The sequence below is a fragment of the Micromonospora salmantinae genome, assembly GCF_022230905.1.
Taxonomy (GTDB): domain Bacteria; phylum Actinomycetota; class Actinomycetes; order Mycobacteriales; family Micromonosporaceae; genus Micromonospora; species Micromonospora salmantinae.
Window position 1 is genome coordinate 310,257 of record NZ_JAKKFG010000045.1, and the last position, 25,264, is coordinate 335,520.

General features: G+C 69.7%; 27 protein-coding genes. 16 read left to right on the top strand and 11 right to left on the bottom strand.

The genetic code is table 11. From position 1 onward, the window contains the following. Positions 1 to 6: 6 nt before the first annotated feature. A complete protein-coding gene (locus tag PSH03_RS30345) occupies positions 7 to 996 on the bottom strand; it encodes a GlxA family transcriptional regulator (protein WP_372494924.1) in 990 nt (329 codons plus the stop codon). Positions 997 to 1,067: 71 nt separating this feature from the next. Between PSH03_RS30345 and PSH03_RS30350 the strand changes: the two genes are divergently transcribed. Next, positions 1,068 to 2,372: an MFS transporter gene (locus PSH03_RS30350; RefSeq protein ID WP_238691115.1), complete on the top strand. Its 1,305-nt coding sequence runs from the start codon at positions 1,068 to 1,070 to the stop codon at positions 2,370 to 2,372. A 13-nt stretch (positions 2,373 to 2,385) separates the two neighbouring features. Here PSH03_RS30350 and PSH03_RS30355 read toward each other — a convergent pair whose 3' ends face one another. Genes PSH03_RS30355 through PSH03_RS30365 form a run of 3 tightly spaced genes read right to left on the bottom strand, consistent with a single transcriptional unit; the run spans position 2,386 to position 3,939 of the window. Continuing rightward, positions 2,386 to 3,099 (bottom strand): RICIN domain-containing protein, encoded by a 714-nt coding sequence (locus tag PSH03_RS30355; RefSeq protein ID WP_238691116.1) that lies wholly within the window; start codon positions 3,097 to 3,099, stop codon positions 2,386 to 2,388. Positions 3,100 to 3,146: 47 nt separating this feature from the next. Continuing rightward, complete coding sequence (locus PSH03_RS30360; RefSeq protein WP_112582349.1) at positions 3,147 to 3,431, bottom strand: DUF427 domain-containing protein; 285 nt, start codon at positions 3,429 to 3,431, stop codon at positions 3,147 to 3,149. A 37-nt stretch (positions 3,432 to 3,468) separates the two neighbouring features. Next, positions 3,469 to 3,939: an aminoacyl-tRNA deacylase gene (locus PSH03_RS30365; RefSeq protein ID WP_210785934.1), complete on the bottom strand. Its 471-nt coding sequence runs from the start codon at positions 3,937 to 3,939 to the stop codon at positions 3,469 to 3,471. Between the two features lie 93 nt (positions 3,940 to 4,032). On the opposite strand from PSH03_RS30365, the gene PSH03_RS30370 reads away from it, so the two are divergent. From PSH03_RS30370 to PSH03_RS30385, 4 genes are all read left to right on the top strand, one after another. Further along, positions 4,033 to 5,430, top strand: coding sequence for an FAD-binding oxidoreductase (locus PSH03_RS30370; RefSeq protein WP_210785935.1), 1,398 nt, complete (start codon positions 4,033 to 4,035; stop codon positions 5,428 to 5,430). Continuing rightward, on the top strand, positions 5,427 to 6,770 hold the full coding sequence (locus PSH03_RS30375) for a class I SAM-dependent methyltransferase (protein WP_210785936.1): 1,344 nt from the start codon (positions 5,427 to 5,429) through the stop codon (positions 6,768 to 6,770). Before PSH03_RS30370 ends, PSH03_RS30375 begins: the two co-directional genes overlap by 4 nt. A 101-nt stretch (positions 6,771 to 6,871) precedes the next feature. Beyond that, complete coding sequence (locus tag PSH03_RS30380) at positions 6,872 to 7,429, top strand: winged helix-turn-helix domain-containing protein (RefSeq protein ID WP_030490876.1); 558 nt, start codon at positions 6,872 to 6,874, stop codon at positions 7,427 to 7,429. After that, positions 7,422 to 8,291, top strand: a complete 870-nt coding sequence (locus tag PSH03_RS30385; protein ID WP_238691117.1) for an SRPBCC family protein — start codon at positions 7,422 to 7,424, stop codon at positions 8,289 to 8,291. The genes PSH03_RS30380 and PSH03_RS30385 overlap by 8 nt, the downstream gene beginning before the upstream one ends. 112 nt (positions 8,292 to 8,403) lie before the next feature. On the opposite strand, the gene PSH03_RS30390 is transcribed toward PSH03_RS30385, so the two are convergent. Both PSH03_RS30390 and PSH03_RS30395 read right to left on the bottom strand, forming a co-directional pair. After that, positions 8,404 to 8,721 (bottom strand): helix-turn-helix domain-containing protein, encoded by a 318-nt coding sequence (locus PSH03_RS30390; protein ID WP_091393872.1) that lies wholly within the window; start codon positions 8,719 to 8,721, stop codon positions 8,404 to 8,406. After that, positions 8,718 to 9,083 carry a type II toxin-antitoxin system RelE/ParE family toxin gene (locus tag PSH03_RS30395; protein WP_238683488.1) on the bottom strand — a complete coding sequence of 122 codons (366 nt, stop codon included), beginning with the start codon at positions 9,081 to 9,083 and terminating at the stop codon, positions 8,718 to 8,720. The genes PSH03_RS30390 and PSH03_RS30395 overlap by 4 nt, the downstream gene beginning before the upstream one ends. A gap of 56 nt (positions 9,084 to 9,139) precedes the next feature. On the opposite strand from PSH03_RS30395, the gene PSH03_RS30400 reads away from it, so the two are divergent. The 4 genes from PSH03_RS30400 (at position 9,140) to PSH03_RS30415 (ending at position 13,628) form a co-directional block, all read left to right on the top strand. Continuing rightward, positions 9,140 to 9,421 carry a zinc-ribbon domain-containing protein gene (locus PSH03_RS30400; protein ID WP_238691118.1) on the top strand — a complete coding sequence of 94 codons (282 nt, stop codon included), beginning with the start codon at positions 9,140 to 9,142 and terminating at the stop codon, positions 9,419 to 9,421. Between the two features lie 315 nt (positions 9,422 to 9,736). After that, a complete protein-coding gene (locus tag PSH03_RS30405; protein WP_238691119.1) occupies positions 9,737 to 11,992 on the top strand; it encodes a putative bifunctional diguanylate cyclase/phosphodiesterase in 2,256 nt (751 codons plus the stop codon). 50 nt (positions 11,993 to 12,042) lie between these two features. Further along, positions 12,043 to 12,801 carry a MerR family transcriptional regulator gene (locus PSH03_RS30410; protein ID WP_210785939.1) on the top strand — a complete coding sequence of 253 codons (759 nt, stop codon included), beginning with the start codon at positions 12,043 to 12,045 and terminating at the stop codon, positions 12,799 to 12,801. Positions 12,802 to 12,854: 53 nt separating this feature from the next. Next, the gene (locus PSH03_RS30415) at positions 12,855 to 13,628 is read left to right on the top strand and encodes a hypothetical protein (RefSeq protein ID WP_238691120.1); all 774 of its coding nucleotides are present in this window, start codon (positions 12,855 to 12,857) and stop codon (positions 13,626 to 13,628) included. A gap of 7 nt (positions 13,629 to 13,635) precedes the next feature. Here the strand turns inward: PSH03_RS30415 and PSH03_RS30420 are convergent, their stop codons facing one another. Beyond that, on the bottom strand, positions 13,636 to 14,910 hold the full coding sequence (locus PSH03_RS30420; protein WP_238691121.1) for a serine hydrolase: 1,275 nt from the start codon (positions 14,908 to 14,910) through the stop codon (positions 13,636 to 13,638). A 311-nt stretch (positions 14,911 to 15,221) separates the two neighbouring features. Here PSH03_RS30420 and PSH03_RS30425 point away from each other — a divergent pair, with 311 nt between their 5' ends. Then, positions 15,222 to 15,506, top strand: coding sequence for a putative quinol monooxygenase (locus tag PSH03_RS30425; protein ID WP_091393855.1), 285 nt, complete (start codon positions 15,222 to 15,224; stop codon positions 15,504 to 15,506). A 22-nt stretch (positions 15,507 to 15,528) separates the two neighbouring features. Here the strand turns inward: PSH03_RS30425 and PSH03_RS30430 are convergent, their stop codons facing one another. Next, complete coding sequence (locus tag PSH03_RS30430) at positions 15,529 to 17,106, bottom strand: gluconokinase (RefSeq protein ID WP_238691122.1); 1,578 nt, start codon at positions 17,104 to 17,106, stop codon at positions 15,529 to 15,531. Positions 17,107 to 17,240: 134 nt separating this feature from the next. Here PSH03_RS30430 and PSH03_RS30435 point away from each other — a divergent pair, with 134 nt between their 5' ends. The 3 genes from PSH03_RS30435 (at position 17,241) to PSH03_RS32715 (ending at position 20,274) form a co-directional block, all read left to right on the top strand. After that, positions 17,241 to 18,389, top strand: a complete 1,149-nt coding sequence (locus PSH03_RS30435) for a DUF3761 domain-containing protein (RefSeq protein ID WP_238691123.1) — start codon at positions 17,241 to 17,243, stop codon at positions 18,387 to 18,389. Between the two features lie 45 nt (positions 18,390 to 18,434). Beyond that, positions 18,435 to 18,968 (top strand): WapI family immunity protein, encoded by a 534-nt coding sequence (locus tag PSH03_RS30440; protein WP_238691124.1) that lies wholly within the window; start codon positions 18,435 to 18,437, stop codon positions 18,966 to 18,968. Positions 18,969 to 19,056: 88 nt separating this feature from the next. Continuing rightward, positions 19,057 to 20,274: a hypothetical protein gene (locus PSH03_RS32715; RefSeq protein ID WP_305076107.1), complete on the top strand. Its 1,218-nt coding sequence runs from the start codon at positions 19,057 to 19,059 to the stop codon at positions 20,272 to 20,274. A gap of 25 nt (positions 20,275 to 20,299) precedes the next feature. Here the strand turns inward: PSH03_RS32715 and PSH03_RS30450 are convergent, their stop codons facing one another. Beyond that, the gene (locus PSH03_RS30450) at positions 20,300 to 20,728 is read right to left on the bottom strand and encodes a VOC family protein (protein ID WP_238691125.1); all 429 of its coding nucleotides are present in this window, start codon (positions 20,726 to 20,728) and stop codon (positions 20,300 to 20,302) included. A 280-nt stretch (positions 20,729 to 21,008) separates the two neighbouring features. Between PSH03_RS30450 and PSH03_RS30455 the strand changes: the two genes are divergently transcribed. Further along, positions 21,009 to 21,752 carry an Eco29kI family restriction endonuclease gene (locus tag PSH03_RS30455; RefSeq protein ID WP_238691126.1) on the top strand — a complete coding sequence of 248 codons (744 nt, stop codon included), beginning with the start codon at positions 21,009 to 21,011 and terminating at the stop codon, positions 21,750 to 21,752. A gap of 69 nt (positions 21,753 to 21,821) precedes the next feature. On the opposite strand, the gene PSH03_RS30460 is transcribed toward PSH03_RS30455, so the two are convergent. Then, positions 21,822 to 22,244, bottom strand: coding sequence for a DUF4259 domain-containing protein (locus PSH03_RS30460; RefSeq protein WP_238691127.1), 423 nt, complete (start codon positions 22,242 to 22,244; stop codon positions 21,822 to 21,824). Between the two features lie 182 nt (positions 22,245 to 22,426). On the opposite strand from PSH03_RS30460, the gene PSH03_RS30465 reads away from it, so the two are divergent. Together PSH03_RS30465 and PSH03_RS30470 are read left to right on the top strand one after the other, a co-directional pair. Further along, positions 22,427 to 23,731: a DNA cytosine methyltransferase gene (locus tag PSH03_RS30465; RefSeq protein ID WP_238691128.1), complete on the top strand. Its 1,305-nt coding sequence runs from the start codon at positions 22,427 to 22,429 to the stop codon at positions 23,729 to 23,731. A 395-nt stretch (positions 23,732 to 24,126) separates the two neighbouring features. Continuing rightward, a complete protein-coding gene (locus tag PSH03_RS30470; protein ID WP_238691129.1) occupies positions 24,127 to 24,510 on the top strand; it encodes a very short patch repair endonuclease in 384 nt (127 codons plus the stop codon). Between the two features lie 90 nt (positions 24,511 to 24,600). Here PSH03_RS30470 and PSH03_RS33120 read toward each other — a convergent pair whose 3' ends face one another. Next, positions 24,601 to 25,221 carry an Eco29kI family restriction endonuclease gene (locus PSH03_RS33120; RefSeq protein ID WP_372494925.1) on the bottom strand — a complete coding sequence of 207 codons (621 nt, stop codon included), beginning with the start codon at positions 25,219 to 25,221 and terminating at the stop codon, positions 24,601 to 24,603. Between the last annotated feature and the right edge of the window lie 43 nt (positions 25,222 to 25,264).

The following is a 25,264-nucleotide window of genomic DNA, read 5'->3' on the forward strand; positions in this document are numbered from 1 at the left end:
GGGGGGTCAGGTTTTGATCGGCTCGGGGCGGGGGTGGAAGGTTCGGCGGTAGGTGGACGGGGCCACGCCGATGCGTTGGTGGAGTTGCTGGCGTAGGGCGGCCGTGGTGCCGAACCCGCAGCGGTGGGCGATCTGGTCGACGCTGAGGTCGGTCGTCTCCAGCAGCAGTCTCGCGTGGTCGGTGCGCTGTTGCAGCAGCCACTGGGCCGGGCTCAGGCCGGTCTCCGACCGGAAGCGTCGGGTGAAGGTGCGCACGCTCATCCGCGCCTGCTCGGCCAGGTCGCGCAGTGCGATCGGCTCGTGCAGCCGCTGCCGCGCCCACTCCCGGGCTCCCGCCGTGCTGGTGTCGGTCGCCTTCGGCACCGGCTGCTCGATGTACTGCGCCTGACCGCCGTCGCGCCACGGTGGCATCACACAGCGGCGGGCCGCCCGGTTGGCCACCTCGCTGCCGTGGTCGAGGCGGATGACGTGCAGGCAGAGGTCGATGCCGGCGGCGACTCCGGCCGAGGTGAGCACCCGGTCGTCGGCGATGAAGAGCACGCCCGGATCGAGGTCCACCCGGGCGTGCAGGCGGCGGAACCGCTCGGCGTACGCCCAGTGGGTGGTCGCCCGCCGCCCGTCGAGGAGCCCGGCGGCGGCGAGCACGAACGCTCCGGTGCAGATCGACATGATCCGGGCGCCCCGCTCGTACGCCGCGCGCAGCGCCTCGGTCACCTCCGGCTCGACGATGCCCGCTGTCAACGCGGTGCCGTCGTGGATGCCCGGGACGATCACCGTTTCCGCCGTGTCGAGCAGCTCCAGACCGTGGTCGGGGACCACCTGGAAGCCGGCGGTGCTGCGCACCGGCCGCCGGCCCGGGGTGCACACCCGGACGTCGTAGAAGGGTGTCCCGTCGGCGGCCCGGGCCGTGCTGAAGACCTGGGACGGGGTGCCGAGGTCCAGGCCAACCACCTGGTGCAGGGCGAGTACGGCGATCCGGTGCGGGCCAGCGCTCATGGCCCGATTATTGCGCATGATGGCTTTCCGGCCACTCGTCGAGGTGGGTGGCCCGGCTCAGACTTGTCCCCGTGACCAAGAACCGCCGTCTGCATCCCGCCTGGCTGGTCGCCGCCGTCGCCTTCGTGGCGCTGGTCGGCGCGGCCGGCTTCCGCGCCACCCCGTCGGTGCTGCTGCACCCGCTGCACGAGGAGTTCGGCTGGCCCCTGGCCACGATCTCCACGGCCGTCTCGGTCAACCTGCTGCTCTACGGGCTCACCGCGCCGTTCGCGGCAGCCCTGATGGACCGGTTCGGCATCCGCCGGGTGGTCTCGGTGGCGTTGCTGCTGGTCGCCGCGGGCAGCGGGTTGACGGTCTTCATGACCGCCAGCTGGCAGCTCCTGCTCTGCTGGGGTGTGCTGGTGGGGCTGGGCACCGGCTCGATGGCGCTGGCGTTCGTGGCCACCGTCACCGGCCGTTGGTTCGTGCACCGACGGGGCCTGGTCACCGGAGTGCTGACCGCCGGCGGGGCGGCAGGACAACTGGTGTTCCTGCCACTGATCGCCATCCTGGTACGCGACCACGGCTGGCGTAGCGCCGCACTCGTGGTGGCCGTGGCGGCGCTGGCGGTCGTACCCCTGGTGGTGTGGCTGCTGCGCGAGCACCCGGCGGATCTCGGCCTGCCCGCCTACGGGGCGACCGAGGTCGTCGCGGCGCCGCCGGCGACCGGCGGCGCGGCGACCCGGGCGCTCGGCGCGCTGGCCACCGCGGCCCGGACCCGACCGTTCTGGCTGCTGGCCGGAGGCTTCGCGATCTGCGGGGCGACCACAAACGGCCTGGTCGGTACGCACTTCGTGCCGGCCGCTCACGACCACGGCATGGCCCAGACCACAGCGGCCGGGTTGCTCGCCCTGGTGGGGCTCTTCGACATCGTCGGCACCATCGCCTCCGGCTGGCTCACCGACCGGGTGGACAGCCGGCTGCTGCTCGGCATGTACTACGCGCTGCGCGGGTTGTCCCTGCTGGTGCTGCCGAGCCTGTTCTCCGGCACCGCCGAGCCGAGCATGCTGGTGTTCATCGTCTTCTACGGCCTGGACTGGGTGGCCACCGTGCCGCCGACGGTGGCGCTGTGCCGGGAGTACTTCGGTGGCGCCGGAGCTGTGGTGTTCGGCTGGGTGTTCGCCGCGCACCAGCTCGGCGCGGCGGTCGCCGCGACCGGCGCGGGGCTGGTCCGGGACCGGCTGGGCGACTACGCGATGGCCTGGTACGTGGCGGGCGCGCTGTCGATCGGCGCCGCCGGGCTGTCGTTGCTGCTGCGCCGCCGACCGGGCCGAGGAGTGCCGGAGGCCGTGCTGATCGCCGCCACCGCACCGCGGGCCTGGAGCTACCGGGGCTGAGCGGCTCGGACGGTCAGCCGAGGGTCCACTGCTGGGCCGGCCGGCCGTCGCACTGTCGCTGCCGGATGTCGTCGCCGGCCTCGACGGCGTCGTCGTCAGCCTGGGCGCACTTGTTGCTGTGCGCGGCGATGAGCAGCACCGCGCTGGTGCCGGTCCCGCCGAACCGCCACTGCTGGTTGGGCCCACCGTGGCAGGGGAACTGGAGCAACCGCGCGCCGTCGTCCCCGCTGCCACCCTCGACGTCGAGGCACTGCCCGTACGCGGCGTTGGTCAACGACAGCACGCCCGCGCCGGCCGGGCTGACCACCCACTGCTGCTCCGGGGTGCCGGTGCACACTGCCAACTCGGCCTCGGCCTCCTTGCCGTCACCGTCGAGCCCCAGGCAGAGGCCCGAGGCGGCGCGCAGCACCCGGGGCCCGGTGGGCGGGGCGGCTGGCGTGCTGGCCGACGGGGTCGGTGACGGCTCGGCCGGTGCGGTCGGGCTCGGCTCGCCGGCCGGCTCGCTGGGCTGCGCCGCGTTGGACGGCGTACCGACCGACGCCGGCACCGGCGGCTCGTCGTCACCGTCGAGCAGCCCGGTGGCGAAGACGACCCCCAGGAGTACGCCGACGGCCCCGACGGCCGCCGCGACCCGCAGCAACGGGTCGGCCAGCGGCCCGGAGCGCGGTGCCCGGTGACCGCCGTAGACGGTGCCGGCGGGGTCGGGGCGTTCCTCGGGCGCGGACATACGGGCCATCCTCACCCACCGCCGTCGGCCGCGGCCAGTCGGCGCCGTCAGTCGACGACCCGGACGTCCTTCCAGAACGCCACCCGGTCACGCACCATCTCGGCGTCGGGTTTGGGCTCCGGGTAATACCAGACCGCGTCCTTGCTGGTGCTGCCCTCGTGTTCGAGGGAGTAGTAGGAGGCGGTGCCCTTCCACGGGCAGACGGTGTGCGTCGCGGACTCGCGAATCAGGTCGTCGCGCAGGGCGGAGCGGGGGAAGTAGTGGTTGCCCTCCACCAGCACGGTGTCGTCGCTCTCGGCGACGACCAGGTCGTTCCACACGGCTTTCGGCATGTCCCAACAGTAGGCCGCGCCGCCGCTCCGGCAGCGCTCAGCGGGTGGGCTGCGGGTCGGTGACGTCGGCCACTGTGGCGTCGAGGGCGGCGATCGCGGCGTCGGCGTCGATCGCGACGGCGAGACCGCGCTCACCGGCGCCCAGGGTGATCTCCCGGCCGCGCAGTCGCTCGTCGGCGACCACCGGCCAGGCCCTGCTCGCGCCGAACGGGGTGATGGTGCCGCGTTCGTAACCGGTGGCGGCCAGGGCGCCCGCCGCGTCCGGCATGGAGAGCCGGTGCACCCCGAGCAGGGCGCGCAGCTTGGGCCAGGAGATGACCCGGTCGCCGGGGGTGAGCACGAACAGGTGATCGTCTTCACCACGCCGGACCACTATCGTCTTGACCACGTCGGGAACGGCCACGCCCCGGGCCGCGGCGGCCTCCGCGAGACTGCCTACCGCACCGTGGCTGACCAGCCGATACGGCAATTGGGCGGCGTCCAGGGCGGTGATCGCTGGCGATGGCATGCCCGCCACGGTAGCCGTCAGGCCTGCCGCCGGACGGGAAACTGCCACCGCCGACATCCCACGGTTTCCAAACGGCGAGCGTAAGGTGATCACATGCGCGCTGAGCGTGTGGATCAACCGATTGACCATGATCAAGCGGTGGACACGCTGCGGCGGTCGTACGCCGCGGTGCCCACTGGCGAGCCTGTCCGGCTGGCCAAACGCACCTCCAACCTGTTCCGTCCCCGGTCCGCTCCCCGGACTCCGGGGCTCGACGTGAGTGGCCTGAACGGCGTGCTGTCGGTCGACCCGGCCGGCCGTACCGCCGACGTGCAGGGCATGTGCACCTATGAGGACCTGGTCGACGCGACGCTGCCGCACGGGCTGATGCCGCTCGTGGTGCCGCAGTTGCGCACCATCACGCTGGGCGGCGCGGTGACCGGCCTCGGGATCGAGTCGACCTCGTTCCGCAACGGGCTGCCGCACGAGTCCGTCCAGGAGTTGGACGTGCTCACCGGCTCCGGCGAGATCATCACCGCCCGACCAGACGGCGAGCACGCCGACCTGTTCACCGCGTTCCCCAACTCGCTGGGCAGCCTCGGGTACGCCACCCGGCTGCGCATCGAGCTGCAACCGGTCGGCCGGTACGTGGCGTTGCGCAACGTCCGGTTCACCCAACTGGAGGCGCTGACCGACGCGATAGCGGAGGTGACCGCCACCCGGTCCTGGGCCGGCGAGCCGGTGGACGCGATGGACGGGGTGATGTTCAGCCCCGGCGAGGCCTACCTGATCTTCGCCACGTTCACCGATGCGGCCGACCCGCCCAGCGACTACACCGGTCAGGCCATCTACTACCGGTCGCTGCGCCAGCGCACCCGCGACGTGCTCACCGCGTACGACTATCTGTGGCGCTGGGACACCGACTGGTTCTGGTGCTCGTCGGCGTTCGGCGCGCAGCACCCGGTCGTGCGCAGGCTCTGGCCGGCGCGTTACCGGCGCAGCGACTTCTACCACCGACTGGTCCGGCTGGAGCACCGCCACCAGGTGGCGGCCCGGATCGACCGGCTGCGCGGGCAACCGGCCCGGGAGCGGGTCGTGCAGGACGTGGAGATCCCGCTGGACCGTACTGCCGACTTCCTGCGCTGGTTCGCCGGCGCGGTGGGGATGAACCCGGTGTGGCTGTGTCCGTTGCGACTGCGTGAGCCGGCGGGGCCCGGATCAGCGCGGTCCTGGCCGCTGTATCCGCTGCGGCCCGGGCAGGACTACGTCAACATCGGGTTCTGGGGGAGCGTGCCGATCGCGCCGGGCGGCGCCGACGGCGACGTCAACCGCACGATCGAACGCAGGGTGTCGGAGTCGGGCGGGCACAAGTCGCTCTACTCCGACGCGTACTACGACCGGGACGCCTTCGATCGCCTCTACGGCGGCGACACGTGGCGCGCGGTGAAAGACCGCTACGACCCGGACCACCGGCTGACGGGACTGTACGAAAAGGCGGTAGCACGAGCATGAGCCTGACCGACAGAGATCAGGGGGCGGCGAGCGTCCCCGCCACCCCGCCGGCGGGGGGCCGGCACACGGGTCCGACCGTCGCGGACGTCATCCGCGCGGTCACCACGGGGCCGTTGCCGGTGCGGATCACCGGGTACGACGGCAGCGCCGTCGGCCCGTCCGACGCCGGCATCACCCTGGCGATCCATTCCGAGCGTGGGCTGTCGTACCTGCTCACCGCACCCGGCGACCTGGGTATGGCCCGGGCGTACGTCAGTGGTGACCTGGCGTTGCAGGGCGTGCACCCGGGTGACCCGTACGAGGCGTTGCGGGTGCTCAAGGACGAGCTGCGGTTACGCCCACCGTCGCTGGCCGAGGGGCTGGCGCTGGTCCGTGGGCTGGGCTGGGAGCGGCTGATGCCGCCGCCGGCACCGCCGCAGGAGGCGCAGCCCCGCTGGAAGCGGGTGATGAACGGGCTGCGGCACTCGCGGGTGCGTGACAGCACTGCCATCTCGCACCACTACGACGTCTCCAACGCCTTCTACGAGAAGGTGCTCGGCCCGTCGATGACGTACACCTGCGCGGTTTTCCGGTCTCCGGACGACACGCTGGAGCAGGCCCAGGCGGCGAAGTACGACCTGGTCGCCGGCAAGCTGGCGCTGAAGAAGGGGATGCGGCTGCTGGATGTCGGGTGCGGCTGGGGTGGCATGGTGCGCCACGCCGCCCGCGAGTACGGGGTCAAGGCCCTCGGGGTGACCCTGTCGAAGGCGCAGGCGCAGTGGGCGCAGGCCGCTATCGAGCGGGAGGGGTTGACCGAGCTGGCGGAGGTGCGATACCTCGACTACCGGGACGCGCCGGCCGAGCAGTTCGACGCCATCTCCTCGATCGGGTTGACCGAGCACATCGGGGTGCGCAACTACCCGGCCTACTTCGGGTCGCTTCGCAGCCGGCTGCGGCAGGGCGGGCGACTGCTCAACCACTGCATCACCCGCGCGGACAACCGGGCGCCGCACCGCTCGGGCGCGTTCATCGACCGGTACGTCTTCCCGGACGGTGAGCTGGCCGGTCCGGGCCGGTTGATCAGCGAGGTGCACGACGCCGGGTTCGAGGTGCACCACGAGGAGAACCTGCGCCAGCACTACGCGCTGACGCTGGCCGCCTGGTGTCGCAACCTGGTCGAGCACTGGGACTTCTGCGTCTCGGAGGTGGGCGCGGGCACCGCCCGGGTGTGGGGGCTCTACATGGCCGGGTCGCGGATGGCGTTCGAACGCAACGGCATCCAGTTGCACCAGGTGTTGGCTACCCACAACGGCCCGAACGGCGTGAGCGGCTACCCGCTTCGGCCGGACTGGTTGCCCTGATCACCTGCTGACCGCCGCCTGAAGCCGCGTCGAAAAAAGTCGGCGCGGCTTCTCGCGAAGCGATTGACAAAGAAGTTTTGTACGTACAAACTGATTTTGCCATGAGAGACGTCCTGTACCTGGAGCAGATCGAGCAGGCCGAAGTCCTGCTCAAGCCGCAGCGCGTCGAGGTGCTGCGGCAACTGGCCGAGCCGCGCACCTGCACCGAGGTCGCGGCCCGACTCGACCAGACGCCACAGCGCGTCTACTACCACGTCAAGCAACTCGTCGCGGCCGGCCTCGTCGAGCTGGTCAACGAACGCAAGGTCCGCGGCATCACCGAAGGCATCTACCAGGCCGCCGCCCGCTCCTACTGGCTCTCCCCGCGGCTCGTCGGCCGGATCGGCCTGCGCCGGGCCCGCGACGAGCTGAGCCTGGGCTACCTGCTCGACCTGATGGAGGAGGTCCAGGCCGACATCGCTGGCCTGGACCGGGCGGCACCCGAGTTGCCCTCGATCGGGGTCTCCGGCGAGATCCGGGTGCCGGCCGAGCAGCGCCAGCAGTTCCTGCACGACCTGCAAACCGCACTTCAGGACCTGTTCACCCGCTACGGCGGCAGCGAAGGAGATGCCTTCAAGCTGGCCGTCGCCTGCTATCCGAAAGGGAACGACAATGAGTGAGCCGATGAAGGTCCAGGCCCGTCTCTCCGCGCCCGTCGGGCGCGTCCGCCAGGCCCTGACCGACCCGGCCGAGCTGCGTGTCTGGCTGGCCGAGCACGCCGAGGTCGAGCTGCCCCAGCGGTACGAGTTCTGGGGCCGCTACACGCCCGAGGGCGACGCCCCGCACCAGCGGCTGGTGCACGCCGACGACGACACGCTGCGCTTCGGCTGGCTGCTCGACGGCGTGGAGACCACCACCGAGTTCCAGTTGACCGCCGAGGGCACCGACAGCACAGTGCTGACGCTGATCCAGAGCCACTTCGACTTCGCCGAGGCGATGAGCGGCTCCACCATCCGGGGCGTGCTCCAGACGTTCTGGGCGCTGTCCATCGCCAACCTGGCCGCCCACGTGGCGGGCAAGCCACTGCTGCCCCGCACCGACTTCACCTCCGCCGACCTGCGGGGCGAGCTGGTCATCGCCGCCCCCGCCGACAAGGTGTGGGAGTCGCTGACCGACTCCGAGCAGGCCAGCGCCTGGTTCGGCTACCCGATCGGCATCGAGCCCTGGGTCGGCGGCCGGTACGCCATGGGCGGCTTTGAGACCGGTTACGCGGCCAAGGTCGTCGACCTGGAGCCCGGTCGGCGGATGTCCGTCGACTGGGGGCCGACCGGCGTGACGAGCTGGGAGCTGGCCGAGTCCGGTGGCCGGACCACGCTGACCTTCGTGCAGAGCGGCTTCGACGAGGCCAACCCGCCGTACGGGGCCTGGAGCGGGTCGGTTGCCGGGCTGTACGAGCTGCGCCGCTTCCACGAGGTGCCGAACTGGCAGCCGATCTGGATCTCCGAGGAGATCCCCGGCCTGGAGCCCGCGCCGGCCAACTGACGGTTTCGCCTTGATCATCTCGCCTTGATCGTGCTCGATCAGGGATCTAGTGGCCTCGTTCACCCAGGAGGCCACTACATCCTGGATCGAGCACGATCTTGTGCTGGCGGCCTCACGCGATGGCGGCGATGTCACCGTCGTCGAAATAGATCGCCTGGTGGAGCCGGCCACCGAGGGCAGCAGCGTATCGGGCCACCACCTCCTGACCGGAGATCCTGCCCTGCTCGATCTGGGACACCCGGCCCTTGGTCACGCCCATCCGCTCAGCGATCTGCTGCTGGGTGAAGCCACGAGAGCGTCGCACCTCGGCAAGGCGGTGCCCGACGACCTGCGCGAGCAGCTCTTCCTTGCCCGCTTCGACAGCCGCCTCGCCGCCAGCACGCTGCACGTACTCCGCTCGGATGTCCGCCCACCGCACGTGACCACTCACCGCTGTCCCCCCTCCTGCTGTGCACGTTCCTTCAAGTAAATCTCGTACCGCTGCTCGGCGAGCGGGATGGCCTGTCGATACCAGCTCGTCCATTGGCCTGACTTGTCGCCGGCAACCAGCAGAATGCTCGCGCGCCAAGGGTCGAAGACGAAGAGGATGCGGACCGTGCCTGGACGCAACTCCTTCAGGTTGGCTATCGACGACCCGCTGATCGTGTCGACCAGGGGACGTCCCAGCCCAGGTCCAGCCTCGGAGAGCGCGTCGATGGCCTGGACCACGCGGGCGAACGTCGGCTCGTCCAGGCTGTCGATCCAGGCACGAACCTCGTCGACGACGAAGACATCCCACTCTTCCTGGCTCACGAGCGGAGTATACCAATCGCTATACCTACACGCTGGCCAATGATTGTCCTGATCCGATGACGAGATCTGGTGACTTTTCGCTGTCGAGTGGGTACTGGCGGGCGATGTTCTTCATCTTTGGTCTGCGTACCAAGGTCGACCGGTCCGGTGTCGTGCAGCAGGTCTGCCGCCACTGCGGCAACCAGGCCGCGCAGGTGATCACTCGCCGCTCGACGAAATTCACACTCTTCTTCATACCCCTCGTTCCGATCCGCACCCGGTACGCGCAGCAGTGCACGTTCTGCGGTGCCGAGTACGAGATCTCCAAGTCCGACGCCGAGCGCCTCCCGGTCGGCTGATCCGACGATGGAACGCTTCCTCTGCTGGCTGATCGGCCGACCGACGTCCTCGGCCGACGTGGCCGTGCACACCGTTGCCCGCCCGCCCTGCACCCCTGGCCGGCGCAGACGCCGCCGCGCACGCCGTCCGCTGGCCGGCACCGCACTGCCCCGTTCACCCTGGAACCGATCCGCGGGCCGCTGACCCGAGGCCGGAGCCGCAGCGGGGTGCACGTTCGGCTCTGGCGGCGTTTCTGAGCGCTGGTTAGGCTTTCGGGGTTTGCCGTGGACCGGCGCCGCCGAGGGTGCACGCACGACGAAAGAGCCGGAGCGACCGTGTCCCGACAGGACGGAAAGCAGGCTGCGGGGACGCTCAACCCCGCCGGCGCGTTCGTCGCGGCTGCGGTCATCCTGCTGGAGGCGGGCTGGTTGGTCGCCGCGTTGCCCGGCGCCGCGCTGGTCAGCGACATCGGCGCGATGCTGGTCGCCGGTTGGGCGACGCTCGCGTGCGTCGGGGTGGCCCGTCGACATCCGGCGCCGCTGCGCCGGTTCTGGACGCTGCTCGCCCTCACCATGGCGCTCGCCGCCATCGGTCGGGCCATCTGGACGGTGCAGCGGCTCGTCGGCGGCGACCTGCCGCACACGCCGGTGGTCGGGGTGGTCTTCACCGCCGGCATCCTCACCGGCACGGCCGCGCTGCTCAGCTCGCCGTCCGCACCGAAGACAGCGGTCGGTCGGGCCCGTACGTTGCTGGACGGGGTGATCGTCGCCCTGGCCCTGGTGCCCATCGGGTGGGTGCTGGTCTTCCGGGGGGTCGCCGCCGCCGAGCTGGCCGATCCGGCGCGGACGCTGGGTCTGCTGTTCCCGATGTTCGACCTGATGCAGCTCACCATCCTGGTCGCGGTCTCCGGGCCGGCCCGGCCGATGTGGCGGCCGATGACCGTCCTGGCGGCGAGCCTCACCCTGCGGGTCGTCGCCGACGTCGTCTACGTGTCGCTGGTCGCCCGCGCCGACTACACCGCCGGTCACCCGATCGACCTGTGCTGGCCGTTGAGCTACCTGCTGATCGGCCTGGCCGCCCGCAACCCGCCGCCACCGGACTGCGACGGCACCGACGACACCGCCGAGTCGCCGCTGCCGCCCTGGTGGCGGGTGGCGCTGCCGTACCTGCCGGTGGGTGGGGCGATCATCGCTGTGGTGCTGGCCCGCCGGCCCACCGGGCAGACCCCGCAGCTGGTGTTCGTGACCATGATGGTGCTGCTGGCCGCCCTCGCCGTCCGGCAGGGGCTGGCCGCCAACGAGAACCTCCGGCTGGTGGCCCGGCTGCGCCGGCTCGCGTACGGCGACCAGCTCACCGGGCTGCCCAACCGGCTGTTGTTCAACCGGCGGCTACGCCTGGCCCTGCGCGACGGGCGGCCGGTGGCGGTGCTGCTGCTCGACCTGGACGGGTTCAAGCAGGTGAACGACCGGTTCGGGCATGCCACCGGTGACACCCTGCTGACCGGGCTCGCGGCCCGGATGCACACTGCCGTGAACGGCGACGGCACCATCGCCCGGCTCGGCGGTGACGAGTTCGCCGTGCTGGTCGACGGCGACCGGCCGGTGTCACCCGAGCTGCTCGCCGAGCGACTGCTGGACGCGTTGCGGCCCTCCGACGACGAGGAGGACGTCGGGGTGCACCCGTCGGCGAGCATCGGTATCGCCGAGTACGGCCCGCAGCACGCCTCCCACAGCGACCTGCTGCGCGACGCCGACATCGCCATGTACGCGGCCAAGGCGGCCGGGAAGTCCGCGTACCGCACGTGCACTGCGGCGTTGCGTGAGTCGGCCGTCTCCCGCGCCGAGTTGATCGCCGACCTGCGCCGCGCTGTCGACGAGGACCAGCTGCACCTGGAGTTCCAACCCATCGTCGACCTGAGCACCGGCGCGGTACGCAGCGCCGAGGCGCTGGTGCGCTGGCGGCACCCCCGGCTGGGGATGTTGCCGCCGGCGAGGTTCCTGCCGCTGGCCGAGGAGACCGGGCTGATCCTGCCGATCGACCGCTGGGTGATCCACGAGGCGTGCCGGGCCGCCGCGACCTGGCGGGGCCGGGTGCCGGAGGCGACAGTCGCTGTGAACATCGCCGCCGCGCACCTGCGTCGGCCGGACCTGATCGCCACGGTCACCGCGGCGACCAGCGCCGCCGGGCTGGCACCACGGGCGTTGACACTGGAGTTGACCGAGTCGGCGCTGATCGAGGGCACCGAGGCGGTGCTGGAGCGGCTGCACCAACTCCGGGAGTTGGGCATCCGGATCGCCATCGACGATTTCGGCACCGGCTACTCGTCGCTGAGCTACCTGCACCGCATTCCGGCCACCGAGCTGAAGATCGACAGGTCGTTCGTGGCCCGGCTGGGCACCGACGACCGGGCGTACGCCACGGTGGAGATGGTCACCCGCCTGGCCGGCGCGTTCGACCTGGCGGTGGTCGCCGAGGGGGTGGAGACCGAGCGTCAGCATGAGGCGATCACCGCGATCGGCTGCCCACGAGGCCAGGGCTATCTGTACGGGCGGCCGGACGCCCCCGCCATGGTGGGCCAGAATCGGAGTTGACTCTCACGTAGCGGCAGGCAGGAGCCTGGTTCCCGGAAGGGAGGGGGACCATGGCGTACACGGTGGGTCAGGTCGCGAAGGTGGCCGGCGTGACGGTGCGGACGCTGCACCACTACGACGAGATCGGGTTGCTCTCGCCCAGCGGGCGCACCTCGGCCGGTTACCGCCGCTACGACGACGCGGACCTGCAACGGCTGCAACTCGTCCTGTACTACCGGGAGCTTGGTTTCCCGCTTGAGGAGATCACCGCGATCATCGACGACCCGGCGGCCGATCCGGCCGCGCACCTGCGCCGGCAGCACGAGCTGCTGACGGTGCGGCTCAAGCGGTTGCAGGAGATGGTCGCGGCGATCGAGTTCGCGATGGAGGCGAGCAAGATGGGCATTCAACTCACGCCGGAGGAGCGGTTCGAGGTCTTCGGTGACTTCGATCCGGAGGAGCACCAGGCCGAGGCGGAGCAGCGGTGGGGCGACACCGACGCGTACCGGGAGTCGAACCGGCGGGTCGCCCGCTACAGCAAGGAAGACTGGCTGCGCAACAAGGCGGAGAACGAGGACTGGGGCCGGCGGATCGTCGCGCTGATGGCCTCGGGCGCGCCGGCGGACAGCCCGGAGGCGATGGAGCTGGCCGAGGAGCACCGGCAACTCATCGGCCGCTGGTTCTACGAGTGCTCGTACGAGATGCAGACCGGGTTGGCCGACATGTACCTGGCCGACGAGCGGTTCACCGCGTACTACGAGAACATCGCGTCGGGGCTGGCCGCCTATCTGCACGAGGCGATCCACGCCAACGCGATCAGCCGGGCGTGACGAGGTGCGGTCCGGCTAGTCTGGCCGGACCGCACCGCCCGGGGGAGATGACAGTGCAGAAACCGAAGCTGATCGCCGCTGGCGCCGTGCTCGTGGTGGCGGTCGGCGCCGGGGCGTGGGCGCTTGTCGCCGCCGGCGACGACGACCCGGACGCGGGTCGCCCGGCGGCGTCGGCGGGCCCGGCCGACCCGGTCGGTGTGCTGAAGGCCGCCGCCGCGAAGGCCGACGAGCAGCCGTACAAGCTGACAGTCGGCACCGGCGGCGCGGACGGGGACGCCACTGTGCTGCTCTGGGACCCGAAGGCGAAGCGTGGTCTGGAGACCACCTCGCTGAAGGTGCCCTCCGGTGTGGTGAAGATCGAACGGTTGACCACCGGACCGGACGTGTACGTGCGGGTCACCGCCCCGGACCGCCGCGTCCCGGTCTGGGACGGCAAGACCTGGTGGCACGTCGGCGCCCCGGGCGCCCCGGCGGCCAAGCAGGGCTTGGACAACACCCGACTGGCCAGCACGCTGGGCGCACCGGCGGGGGTCCGGCTGACCGCCGAGCGGGAGTACGCGGGCACGCTGGATCTGCGCCAGAGCGGCGCGGTGCTGGGCAGCGGCGTCGGCAACGTGCTCGGCGACCGGGCCGCCGCGGTCCCGTTCACCGCTGCGGTGGACGAGCAGGGCCGGCTGGTCCGCTACCGCATCGAGTTGGCCAGCGAGCAGTCGCAGACCGCCCAGCTCGACCTGACGTACTCGGACTTCGGGCTGCCGGTGTCGGCGGACCCGCCGGCGGCCGACCTGGTGGGGGAGGACCCGCCGGCGAACATTCCCGGCGCCTGAGGTCGGCTCACTCCTCGACCGCCCCGTCGACCGGGGTGACCAGGAAGTCGTAGACGGTGCGGGCCATCCGCCGGACCGTCTCGTCGCCGGTGGCCATGGGTCCGGCGGTGAGGAACGCGACGGCGGTCTCGGTGCCGGGGATCAGGTAGTAGCCGACGTCGTGCGAGGCGTCCGGCAGGTCACCGGTCTTGTGGGCCACCGGCACGCCCGGTGGCAACGCCGCCGGGATCTTCGTGTTCAGGGTCTGCTCCCGCATGAAGCCGATCATCAGGTCGCGGGAGGCGGGGGTGAGGATCTCGCCGTCCCAGACCGCGCCGAGCAGTGACACCACGTCGTCCGGGCTGGTGTAGTTCTCCTCGCCGCGTTGCGCCGCCGCGCTGTCGAGCATCCGGCGGGCCAGGATGGTGGAGCGTTGGTTCATCGAGTCGATCAGCGCGTTGACCGGGGCGAACCCACCCAGGTAGGTGATCAGCACGTTCGCTGCCACGTTGTCGCTGTACTTGATCAGGTACTGGGCGAGCCGGCGCACTGTGACCACCTGCGGGAACGTCTCGAACTGCAACTGACCGGTGCCGCCGACCACGTCCTGGGGGGTCACCAGCACCCCGTCGTCGAGGAAGACCTGTCCACAGTCGACCCGACGCAGCAGCTCGACGAGGATCCACAGCTTGATGACGCTGGCCGCCTTGGGGCGCAGCGATCCGTTGACGGCGATCTGCTGGTCGCCGTAGCGGCCGGACAGGTCGCGCACGGTGACCCCGGCCGGGTTGAGGCTCGCGTCGGCGACCACCCGGGCGAGCTGCCCGCTGAGCGGGAACAGCCGGGCCCCGGCGACCGGGTCGGTGGGCGGCTGCGGGCTGGTGACCACCACGCCGGTCAGCGGCGTCGGCGGTCGGTTCCGCTGGATCACCTCCAACGTGCCCTCGCTGCGCCCGACCAGCGGCACCCGGTAGCGGTAGGCCGTCCCTCCGACCACGACCGCGCCGCTGGCCACCCCGGCGGCGACCCGCATGGTCGGGTCGGCGACCCGGCCGGTGTCGCCGTCGCAGGCGCGGTAGCGCACTGTGCGCCCGAGCGAGTCCACAGCGAACACCCCGCCGGGAAACGACAGCCAGGACACCTCGCTGGTCGGCGGGCGCTCCGGCGTCGGGTCCACACCGGGCTCGTGGCTCTGACCGTCGCCGGGCTCAACCCCGTACCCCGGCTCGGTCGTCTGCGCCGGGTCCGCGACGGGCGCACGGCCCGGGCCGTCCGCGGTGGCCGGCCCGGTCGTCGCGAGCACCGCGAGCGCGACCGCCGTCGTCAGCGCCTTCAGGGGTACGCGGGCAGAGTTCCCCAGCAGGGAAGATGAGCGCCTCTTGTCGCTTTTTCTCACGTTTGCACGATATGAAGCGTTGGAGGCTGGTGAGACCGACGGGACCGGCGTCACCCGTCCGGGCGGCAATGTCCCCCCGAGCGCGACGACCCACAGGTATAACTGTGACGCACAGGTATTCACGCTTTGCTCTGCACCCGCCCATGCGCCAGTTACGGACCGTGCGTGGCGCGCGGGCGGGTGCAGAGCAAAGGTCAGCCACTAGCCCGGAGGACCCCTTGCTGATCATCGCCGGCAGTCTGCAGGTCGAACCGGCCACCCGCGAGGCGTACCTGTCCGACTGCGAGCAGGTCATCGCGCGGGCGCGCGCCACCGCCGGCTGCCTCGACTTCCTGCTGGCGGCCGACCCGTTGGAGCCCGGCCGGATCCACGTCTACGAACGCTGGGAGTCACCGGAGCAGTTGGCAGCGTTCCGTGGCTCCGGGCCGGACGACGCGCAGGAGGTTGCCATCCTCGACGCCGACGTGCAGCGCTACCTGATCGCCGGCGTCGAAGCGCCCTGACCCGGCGGCGAGCCAGCACCGCTCACGCCTGTGGTTCGGGGCCGGTGGGCAGGCCGGGTGCCATCCGGCGGATCGAGGCGAAGGTGGGCGTGAGGGCCTCGTACAGCTCGGCGAAGAGCGGCAGCAGCGCCGCGTAGGTGGCGGAGGCGGCCGGGTCGGGGCGGACCGTCTCCTCGATCCGCACGAGATCGGCGGCGACGTCGATGCTGGGGATCAGCCCCAGCGCCTCCATGCCGAGCAGCGCCGCCCCGAAGCTCGACCCCTCGTGCGCGGCCGGGAAACTCACCGGCAGGCCGAGCACGTCGGCGAGCATCTGCCGCCACAGGCCGCTGCGGGCGAAGCCGCCACCGGCCCGGACCTCCCGGACCTCGTTGCCGGCCGCGCGCACCGAGCTGAGCACCAGCGCGAGTTGCTGACAGACGCCCTCCAACGCGGCCCGCACCAGGTGCTCGCGGCGGTGCGCGTGGGTCAACCCCACGTACGCGCCGCGCGGCAGGGCGCTCCAGTGCGGTGCCCGTTCGCTGTGCAGGTACGGCAGCATGATGAGCCCACCCGAACCGACAGGCGCGCGGGCCGCCAGGGCGACCAGGTCCTCCTCGGAGTGCTCGCCCAGGTCCGGGGCGAGCGCCGCGCCGGCCCACTTGAGCACGATGCCGCCGTTGTTGATCGCGCCACCGACCGCCCAGCGATGCTCGGTCAGCGCGTAGCAGAACACCCCACCGAGCGGGTCCACGCCGGGCCGCTCGACCATCACCCGCATCGCGCCGCTGGTGCCGATCGAGCAGGCCACCATGCCGGGGTGCACCGCGCCCAGGCCCAGGTTCGCCAGCGGTCCGTCGCCCGCGCCGACCACCACCGGGGTGCGCTCCGGCAGGCCGGTCTCGGCAGCGACCTGCGGGGTCAGGTTGGGCAGCACGGCGGTGGTGGCGACGAGCTGCGGGAGCTGTTCCTGGGTGATGCCGGCGATGGTCAGCGCCTCCCGGTCCCACTTCAGCTCGTGGATGTCGAGCAGGCCGGTGGCCGAGGCGATCGAGTGGTCGGTGACCAGTGCGCCGCAGAGCCGCAGCAGCACCCAGTCCTTGATGCTCACCCAGTGCGACACCCGCTCGAAGAGTTTCGGCTCCTGCTCGGCGAACCACAGCAGCTTGGGCAGCGGCGACATCGGGTGCATCGGCGTGCCGGTACGCCGGTGCAGGGCCAGCCCCGACGGCACCGCCCGCAACCGCTCGGCCTGCCGGGTGGACCGCGAGTCGGCCCACGTCACCGACGGGGTGAGCGGACTGCCGTCCCGGTCCAACCCGATCAGGCTGTGCATGGCGGAGCCGAACGACAGCCCGGCCACCGGCTGGACCAGCTCGGCCACGACCATGCTGATCGACTTGAGCACCGCTTCGAGGATGAGCTGCGGATCCTGCTCGGCGTAGCCGGGTTGCGGGTTGTTCAGCGGGTAGCCGACCAGGTGACTGCCGAGCTGCCGTCCGTCGGTGTCGTACGCGACGGCCTTCGTGCTGGTGGTGCCGATGTCGACCCCGATCACGACCCCGGGCAGCGTGACGTGCGGCACGACCGTCACCCCCTCGGAGAACATGAACGTCGGCACCAGTATCCCCCTATCGTGTGGGTTGCTCCGCCGATCGGGTAGTTCGCCCGTTTCGGCGTGTCCGGGCGCCGCGCCGGACCTGTTAAACCTCGTGACACCCCCAGATTGGTGGCCAGCGCGGCGAAGGAGTCGGCGTGGCGAAGACTGATTCGACGGGTTCCACCTGGCGGTACCGGTGGGCGCACCGGCAGAACGTGCGGCGGGTCAGCACGTACCGCGGCGCTGAGGCGGCGTGGCAGCGACGCGACGACGAGTTACGGCGGCTGCGCGCCCTGGCCGCCGACTTCCGGGGCTCGGCAGCCGCCGGCGCCGGGCTGCCGTTGGAGTTGGCCGCCGACGAGGTGGTGCTCTGGGCACTACCCGCCGCGCAACTGGTCGAGGTACGGCACACCACAGTGCTGCCGGCGCCGGACCTCACCGTCGCTCCGCGAACCGGGCCGCTGCGCCCGCGCCGCCCGGACGGCGTACGCGTCACCGACGCCGGCATGGCCGTGATCACCAGCCGTCGGCTCGTGCTGCTCGGCGGGCGGGGCCGGCGCGACTGGGCGTACGGCCGGATAACCGGCCTGGCCCACGACCCGGCGGCCCCGGTCACAGTGATCCAGGTGCTGGACCGGCGGGGTACCTCCGGGTTGTTGCTGCCCACCGACGCCGCGCCGGACTTCCGGTTCAAGCTCACCCTGGCCTTCGCCGACGCGATCGAACAGCGCGCCGCGGTGATCGCCCAAGTCGACGAGCTGATCGCCGAACACGCCCAGCTCAAGCCGTTCCGGCCGGCCGTGAACACCCCGGCGCAGGCCCGGTTCTCCGCGCGGGTACCGGGTGGCCGCAGGACCATCGCGGTGGCGGCGGCCATCGCGCTGCTGGTGCCGGCGGCGCTGATCGAGTCGGACCCGTCCGACCCGACCCGTGGCGCGGAGGTCGCCTCCGCCGCCACCCCGGCCCCCACCAGCGCGGCACCGGCGCTGATCCGCCCGGCCGGCCCGGCGCTCGCGCTGAAGACCCCGCCGCCGAAGCCGACGAAGTCACCACGCCCGTCGACCAGCGCCACCCAGGGCCCGCGCTGCGGGGCACCGGAGAACCCACTGGGGTACGGCTTCTGTGGCGGAACGCGGATCCGCAAGCCGGCCGCCGAGGTGTGCGACTGGTTCGACTGCGTACCGCAGTTCTGGGCCGGACGCGGTTACCTCGTGCAGTGCCGCGACGGTTCGGTGAGCCTGGCCGGGGGCCGGTCCAACGCCTGCGCCGAGCACCAAGGCGTACGGCGAACCATCACAAAGTGACTGATTCCGGGCCGGAAGTCCGCTTCGCTCGGTCAGAATGATCGAGTGGAGATCCGGTCTGACGATGGCGCTCGGGTGCGGGTACGCCCCGTCGGCTACCAGCCCGGCATCGACCCGCCCGACGACCCCGACGGGGCCACGCCCGGCTGGCACGACTGGCTGCTCATCGAGGTGGACGCCCGCACCGCCGACGGCCAGACCTGGTCGCACCACTACCCGAGCCTCATGGTCGAGGAGGCCCGCGCGCTCGGCGGCTGGCTGCACGGGCAGGCCACCGCCGCCCTCGGGCTGAGCGCGCCACCGGCGATGGTCAGCTTCACCGAACCCAACCTGGCCCTGCGTAGCCGGGTGCTGCGCCGCCGCCGGCTGGAGCTGATCGTGGAGTTCTCCGCCGAGTCACTACCACCGTGGATGCGCCGCCCGTCCACGGCGATCTACCCGCTGATCCTCACCGTCTCCGCCGACGCCCTGGCCACCGCCGCCGAACACTGGGCCGAGCACTGCGAGGCGTACCCACCGCGTACCCAGTCGCGGTTCCCGACCCACGGCCCGCAGCCGTACCGGCGGCAGGCCGGCTGATCTGCTGCAACTCTCTCCTTCCGGGCACAAGGGGACACATCGATCCTGGTCGCGTTCCCTGTCACGTACGTGAGCGGTTGTACCGCGTGTGACCGTGACCTCTGTGGCCTGCGCCCCCTGGCGAATCGCCTGGGCCGAGCGCGAAAACGAGCGGCGTCGGCGCGCGTACCGCGACGCCACCGACGCCTGGCTGCGCCGCAACGACCACCTGGTCAGGCTGCGCATCGAAGCCGCCAGCTTCCTCGGGTGTACGGAGCCCCGCACCGGCCTACCGGTGGACCTCGACGGCGACGAACTCGTCTTCCGCGTCCTCCCCGTCGCCACGCTCGTCGAGGCCGAGGCGCGGCACAAGCCCGGCCTGCCCACCCCGGGCTTGTGTGACTTTGCTGAGACTTCTTCCGAGGCGCTGCCGGCGGGCCTGCGGGTCGTCGACACCGGCATGGCCGTCGTGACCAGCCACCGGGTCGCCTTTGGCGGCAGTGAGCACCGCCGCGAGTGGCGGTACGCGGACCTGGTCGGCCCCGCCCACCACCCCGACGTGCCGGTCACCCTGCTGCCCGACCGCTGTCGACTGCAGGGGCTGCTGGTCCCGGCGAACGCCGTGGTGAACTTCCGCTTCTATCTCACAGTCGCGGCTGCCGACGATCGCGGCGCCGTCATCGCGCAGGTCGACGCGCTGCTGGCCGCGCACCGGGCCGCCCCGCCTGCACCTCTTCTGTTGGTGCACCCCGACGACGCACCGCTGACGGCGGTACGCCCCGACCGGCGGGCGCTCGGCGCTGCCGCCGTCGCGGCCGTGGTGTTCGTGACGCTCGGCCCGGGCGTTTTGGGGCCTGGCGCATGGGGCCCTCGCGGGCCGGCGTCCTCGGCGGAGATCGTCGCCTTGGACCTGCCGAGGGCCGGGGCGCCCCTCGTTCCGATCGGTCCCGTCGGGCCGGTGGCACCCAGGTCGCGGGTCGGTTCGGCCGACAGCGCGGTATGGAGCCCGCCGCATGTCCCGGCTGCGCGGCCGTCGGCTGTCTCCGCAGTGGCGGAAGCGGCTGTCGTGGTGGCCCTGCCGCCGGCTTCGCCGCCAGCCGTCGTCCCGAACCCGTCGGCCAGTTCGGTGCCGACGCCGGGTCCGGTCCCCACCACGGACCCGCCCGCCTCGGCCCTGCCAACGCCGCCCGTCGAGTCGGCCTCACCGACACCGACCCCGACCGTTACGGCGACGCCTTTGTCGGATCCGGGACTGCTGGCGATCTGCCTGGATCCTCTTCAACTGCCGTTGCTGGACCCGCTTCTCTGCCCGTCGCCGGTGTCCTGATCAGTGTCCTCTTTTCCTGCGCGCCTCAGTTCGCGGCGCTGAAGTCGGGGACGGTGAGGGAGCCGTCGTCCGCGAGGGTGAAGCCCGGGTTCCAGGCGATCTCCCAGAGGTGACCGTCCGGGTCGGCGAAGTAGCCGGCGTAGCCGCCGTAGAAGGTTTCCCGGGCCGGCTTGGTCACCGTGGCACCAGCGGCTGCTGCCGTGGCAATCACCTCGTCGACCTCGGCCCGCGAGCGGACGTTCTGGGCGAGGGTCATCGCGCAGGTGCCCAGCTCTTCGATGCCGGCGTCGTCGGCTAGCTTGTCGCGGCCCCAGAGGACGAGGGCCAGGCCGCCGGCCTGGAAGAAGACCGTCTCCTCGACCTCCTGGCCCTGCCAGCCGAGCTGCTGGTAGAACGCCTTCGCGCGGGCTACGTCCGCGACTCCCAAAGTGATCAGGCTAATGCGCTGTTCCATCTCCTTAACCTAGCGATTGGGCAATCGGGGCGTGAAGACCGTCTCGCCTCGGCTCTAACGCAAGAGTGCCTCACAATTTCCACGACAGGTGACCAACGTTTACTGGTTCCAGCGCCTTCGCCAAGATCATTCAAACAGTGGGCCGATCGATCCGCCAAGTCGCCGCTGGTAGGCGCCGTAGGTCAGAATGTTGGCCCGCGGACATAACGGTCGTCGGCCCATCGCCTCTCGCGGCGTTGGGATCTGTGCGAGACGATCATGATGCACTACCCTCACGTCTATGGCAGAGCAGGTGAAGCCCTACAACCCACTCGATCGTGTAGAACTGGGCAAGAGCGTAGAGCGAGCGCTGCTTGCGAGACCTCTGTCGCCCTTGCCGCCAACTGCGGTCTTTTCTGGTGCCGGCCTTTACGTCATCTACTACGTCGGCGCGCTCGAGCTGTACCGGCCGATCGCTCCGCCTGCGCGTCAAGCCGGAGAGATTCCTATATACGTCGGCCGAGCCAGCGCCCCTGGTGCGAGGCAGGGGGCGCTAGGTCTCGAGAGCACGACAACCGAACCTGCGCTATTCACGCGGCTCAAACAGCACGCCAAGTCGGTGCAGCTTGCCGAGGCGTACAGCGACGAACATGACCAACATGGCTTACGTCTTGCGGATTTCCGGTGCCGGTACCTCGTCGCAGACGACATCTGGGTTCCGCTCGCGGAGGCCCTGCTGATCGGGCACTACCGTCCTGTGTGGAATGTTCTCATCGACGGATTCGGTAACCACGATCCGGGTAAGGGGCGGGGAGAGCAGGCACGTTCCTCGTGGGACATGCTCCACCCAGGCCGTGCCTGGGCGGCGAAGCGGCCGGCAACCAAGAAGAGTGCTCACGCACTTAGATACGAGGTCACGGCTCACCTCTCATCGGTCGTGCCTCCAAATCTTGACGTGGTGCCCGTGGTCGATCACGATGTTCAAGCCGCTATGGTCAAGGAAGAGGGTTTTACACCTCTTGAGGAGTTCCTCAGGCGTCTGTAAGTTCTTAGCTCCGCGAACGAGCAGCCTCGTGGTTGTCGAAGCGGCGGCGAGGGTCGTGGGTGGCCCAAGTTAAAGCCTCGCTGCGGCGAGCTTGGCGCGAAGCTGTTCGATGACTTCGAAGGCCTCGTCCTCCTCGATGTCCTCGGCCCATCGTAGGCGCCATGCCGAACCTTGGGCGAGCACCGTGTCCAGCGCCCGCGTCGCCAGGCCACACATCTGTTTGGTGGCGCGTATGTCGTCGCTACCAAGGAGAAAACGCGGGGCGTAGGCCGATTCTGACGGCGGCGCTCCGGCGAGTGACTGGAGCAAGGTCGCGGCGGCGGCGATGGATTGAGCGGCGTCCTCGGGAGTGAGGGTGGGCCCCGCCGAGACAGCCGCGCTGAGGGTTTGGCGGACAAAGTTGGCGCGTTGATCGGGTGCGAGGTCCTCTAGTGCCGCACACCACTCGACCGCGTCGTCGTTATCGAACGGACCTAGCTGCCACGTCGCCATCGCTCCCCCTCATGCTCGCGTAACCAAACCACACCGTGCTCCCGTGGCTGGTCGGCGGCCTCCTGGCAAAGATCGTTAGGTCTCAGTCGTGAAGCCAGCCGATTGCCTCCGAGATGTCACGTCGCCGCTTCTACCAGCGTGGGTAACTTCCTAGGCCCATTACTCCGCGGTATGCTTCTGCGATGCTTGAGCCGCCAGGGAAGCCAGTCAGTGACCGCACCTCGGTGGAGTTGTTCGCTGGTGGTGGCGGGTTGGCGATGGCTGTGCATCGGGCGGGTTTCCGGCCACTGCTGGTCAACGAGCTCGTGAAGTACGCGTGCGACACGCTCAAGGTCAACGCTGCCACGCCGAGAGGCGAGGGTGAGCGAATCCCCTCAGCCGGCGAGCGTTGGCCGTTGGTCGAGGGTGACGTGTCCCGGGTTGAGTTCGGCTACCTTTGGGATGGCGTGGATCTGCTGGCCGGCGGGCCACCCTGCCAGCCGTTCAGTTTAGGTGGCGTCGCCAGGGGCGACGAGGATCGGCGCAACATGTTCCCGGAGATGTTCCGCGCCATTCGCCAAATTCAACCGAAGGCGGTCATCTGCGAGAACGTCAGTGGACTGCTACGCCCATCGTTTAGGCCGTACTTCGAGTACATTGAGCGTGAGTTGAAGCTGCCTTTCGAGGAGCGCGAAGATGGCACCACATGGCGTGACCATGACGAGGTGTTGAGGGCGCGTCTCGCTGAGGAGCCGTCCGATCCTAAGCGGCGTTATCAGGTAATCACTACCAAGGTCAATGCGGCTGATTATGGTGTTCCGCAGGTTCGTAATAGAATCATCATGGTGGCGTTCCGGTCAGATCTCGGAGTCGACATTGGTCAGTTTCGGGAGGCGGTACGTCCGCAGTATTCGGAAACGGCGTTGATTCGATCAATGCTGGACGGTTCCTATTGGAAGAGGCATTCCGACGTTCCCGATCATGTACGTCGGCGCGTCATGTCCCGACTGCCGGCTGTTCCGCCGCTAGACGACGGCCTACGTCCGTGGCGGACAATGCGGGATGCTCTCAAGGGGCTAGACGGGCAGCCACCTCTCCCCCCCGTGCCCTGGGAGTGGCTTGACCGCCGGGAACATAACCTTGGCGGGTTCACCGATCATATCGGTTGGCCAAATGCACGCATTTACGCTGGGCATACGCCGAACGAACTCGATCGACCGGCGAAAACTGTCAAAGCTGGTGTACACGGCGTGCCCGGCGGCGAGTCGGTCGTCTTGACCGACGAACTCCTGCCGGAGCCTCTCGATGGTTCGCCGTACCTCTACCGGCATCGCTACATGACTGTGCGGGAGACGGCCCGAGTCATGACGTTCCCCGACCAATGGCGGCTAGCTGGGCCCCGGGGGGAGCAGATGCGTCAGCTCGGTAACGCTGTGCCCGTCGCGCTCGGCGAGTTCTTCGCCCGAGCCATCGCGGGCGCGCTTGACGAGGCCGAGCGTCTGCGATGAGTTCAATCGCAATCAGTCAGGACAGTCGGTGGGCGGAAAAGCCACCGAGTACGAGGGCCTGGAAGGGACGACGAGGGCGTAGTCGGCAGGCAGCGTCGCTCGAACAAGACCGTGCCGCAGGTGGGCCAGATCGGCGCTGGATTGACCTTAACGATGGGAGGCAAGCCCGCGCCTCCGTTGAACTCAAGCTGCTACCGAAGACCCGTCGTATTCGAGCCTACCTACGCTGGTCAGATATGGGGCGCTCGCCGACGCGTTATCTCGGCGAGGTCGAACACGCGACCAGAGCCGAGAACCTGGCGGAAGGTTGGCGGATGGCGTGGGCCCGGGGCATTTTGGCCGCCCCGAATGAGACTACGACCTCATGGGCGAAGAGTCCGGGAGTGCGGGCCATAATGCGTGCCAATAAGGCGCGTGACACTCAGCCTGAACGGCGCCTACGCTCGATTTTGCACAAGAGAGGGCTACGCTACCGCGTTAGCCGCAGACCGCTGTCCGATCTGCGCCGCACGGCCGACATCGTCTTTCCCGCTGCCCGCATCGCGGTTTTCGTTGACGGATGCTACTGGCACGGATGCCCTGATCATTATCGACCTGCACGCGTAAACGATCGGTTTTGGCAAGAAAAGATAGACGGCAACCGCGCACGCGACCGGGAGACCGATCAACTGCTTACCGAGGCCGGGTGGCACGTAATGAGGGTCTGGGAGCATGAGGACGCAGCCGAGGCAGCGGACCGTATTGAAGCGGTGGTTCGAGGTGCGTCCCTCAGGTCGTAGGCCACCCCGCTTGATTTCTATGATAAGGCCTGATCCTCCTGCTACCGGAACGACGGCAGGAGGACTCAGTGAGCCAAATCTTAGAAGTCTTCAGCGGTGCCACGCGAGGTCGCTATAGGATATTATTTGTTCTGCTACTCTCTTATGCACGCGTAAACGTAGGTTCTTGGCATCATGCTTTTCGGCACCGAAGGTGCGCGCGCGGCCGGGATGGACTGTATCCCACTTGCTTTTGGCGCTTTGCCTAGTGGTCTGACCTTGTTCTTTGCTCCCGAAGCCCGTGAGAATTGCATTCCAGATAGGTTGATAGCCAACCCGGAGCCCTTCCTCTCCTAGGCCACAGTGGACGTCTGGAAGAAGCAGTAGGCGGATGGCAAAATCCCCCAACTTCAGGTTTGCGGCCCCGCCTATTGAGAGACGATGGTGACCCACCCTCTGCCACAATGGATCCTTTGTTTTTGCGGGCTTTCCGGTGGCGCTATTGTGGGATCGTGATTGCCCTACGTATACTGGAATCTTGTAGTCTGCGAGGGGAGCGTATAGCTCATCGGTGCCCGCAACATAGTAGATTGCGTACAGGCCGGATCCGAGGAAGCGTGGCAAATCGTTGGCTAGACTTCGTGGCCGCTCGCGCTCAAAGCGTGAGCAGATGATTGTGGTCAAGTCTTCCGTCGATAGAGGGTCGAAGTAGGGAGGTGGGGAGTCCGTCACAGGTGCATGTTATCGGAGAGAGCTCATCCCGATGCTTCCGCCG

Bases quoted from the DNA above. Each gene is read 5' to 3' on its own strand.
- PSH03_RS30345 (WP_372494924.1), bottom strand. From the start codon at position 996: ATGAGCGCTGGCCCGCACCGGATCGCCGTACTCGCCCTGCACCAGGTG.
- PSH03_RS30355 (WP_238691116.1), bottom strand. From the start codon at position 3,099: ATGTCCGCGCCCGAGGAACGCCCCGACCCCGCCGGCACCGTCTACGGC.
- PSH03_RS30360 (WP_112582349.1), bottom strand. From the start codon at position 3,431: ATGCCGAAAGCCGTGTGGAACGACCTGGTCGTCGCCGAGAGCGACGAC.
- PSH03_RS30365 (WP_210785934.1), bottom strand. From the start codon at position 3,939: ATGCCATCGCCAGCGATCACCGCCCTGGACGCCGCCCAATTGCCGTAT.
- PSH03_RS30370 (WP_210785935.1), top strand. From the start codon at position 4,033: ATGCGCGCTGAGCGTGTGGATCAACCGATTGACCATGATCAAGCGGTG.
- PSH03_RS30375 (WP_210785936.1), top strand. From the start codon at position 5,427: ATGAGCCTGACCGACAGAGATCAGGGGGCGGCGAGCGTCCCCGCCACC.
- PSH03_RS30380 (WP_030490876.1), top strand. From the start codon at position 6,872: ATGAGAGACGTCCTGTACCTGGAGCAGATCGAGCAGGCCGAAGTCCTG.
- PSH03_RS30385 (WP_238691117.1), top strand. From the start codon at position 7,422: ATGAGTGAGCCGATGAAGGTCCAGGCCCGTCTCTCCGCGCCCGTCGGG.
- PSH03_RS30400 (WP_238691118.1), top strand. From the start codon at position 9,140: ATGACGAGATCTGGTGACTTTTCGCTGTCGAGTGGGTACTGGCGGGCG.
- PSH03_RS30410 (WP_210785939.1), top strand. From the start codon at position 12,043: ATGGCGTACACGGTGGGTCAGGTCGCGAAGGTGGCCGGCGTGACGGTG.
- PSH03_RS30450 (WP_238691125.1), bottom strand. From the start codon at position 20,728: ATGGAACAGCGCATTAGCCTGATCACTTTGGGAGTCGCGGACGTAGCC.
- PSH03_RS30455 (WP_238691126.1), top strand. From the start codon at position 21,009: ATGGCAGAGCAGGTGAAGCCCTACAACCCACTCGATCGTGTAGAACTG.
- PSH03_RS30460 (WP_238691127.1), bottom strand. From the start codon at position 22,244: ATGGCGACGTGGCAGCTAGGTCCGTTCGATAACGACGACGCGGTCGAG.
- PSH03_RS30465 (WP_238691128.1), top strand. From the start codon at position 22,427: ATGCTTGAGCCGCCAGGGAAGCCAGTCAGTGACCGCACCTCGGTGGAG.
- PSH03_RS30470 (WP_238691129.1), top strand. From the start codon at position 24,127: ATGCGTGCCAATAAGGCGCGTGACACTCAGCCTGAACGGCGCCTACGC.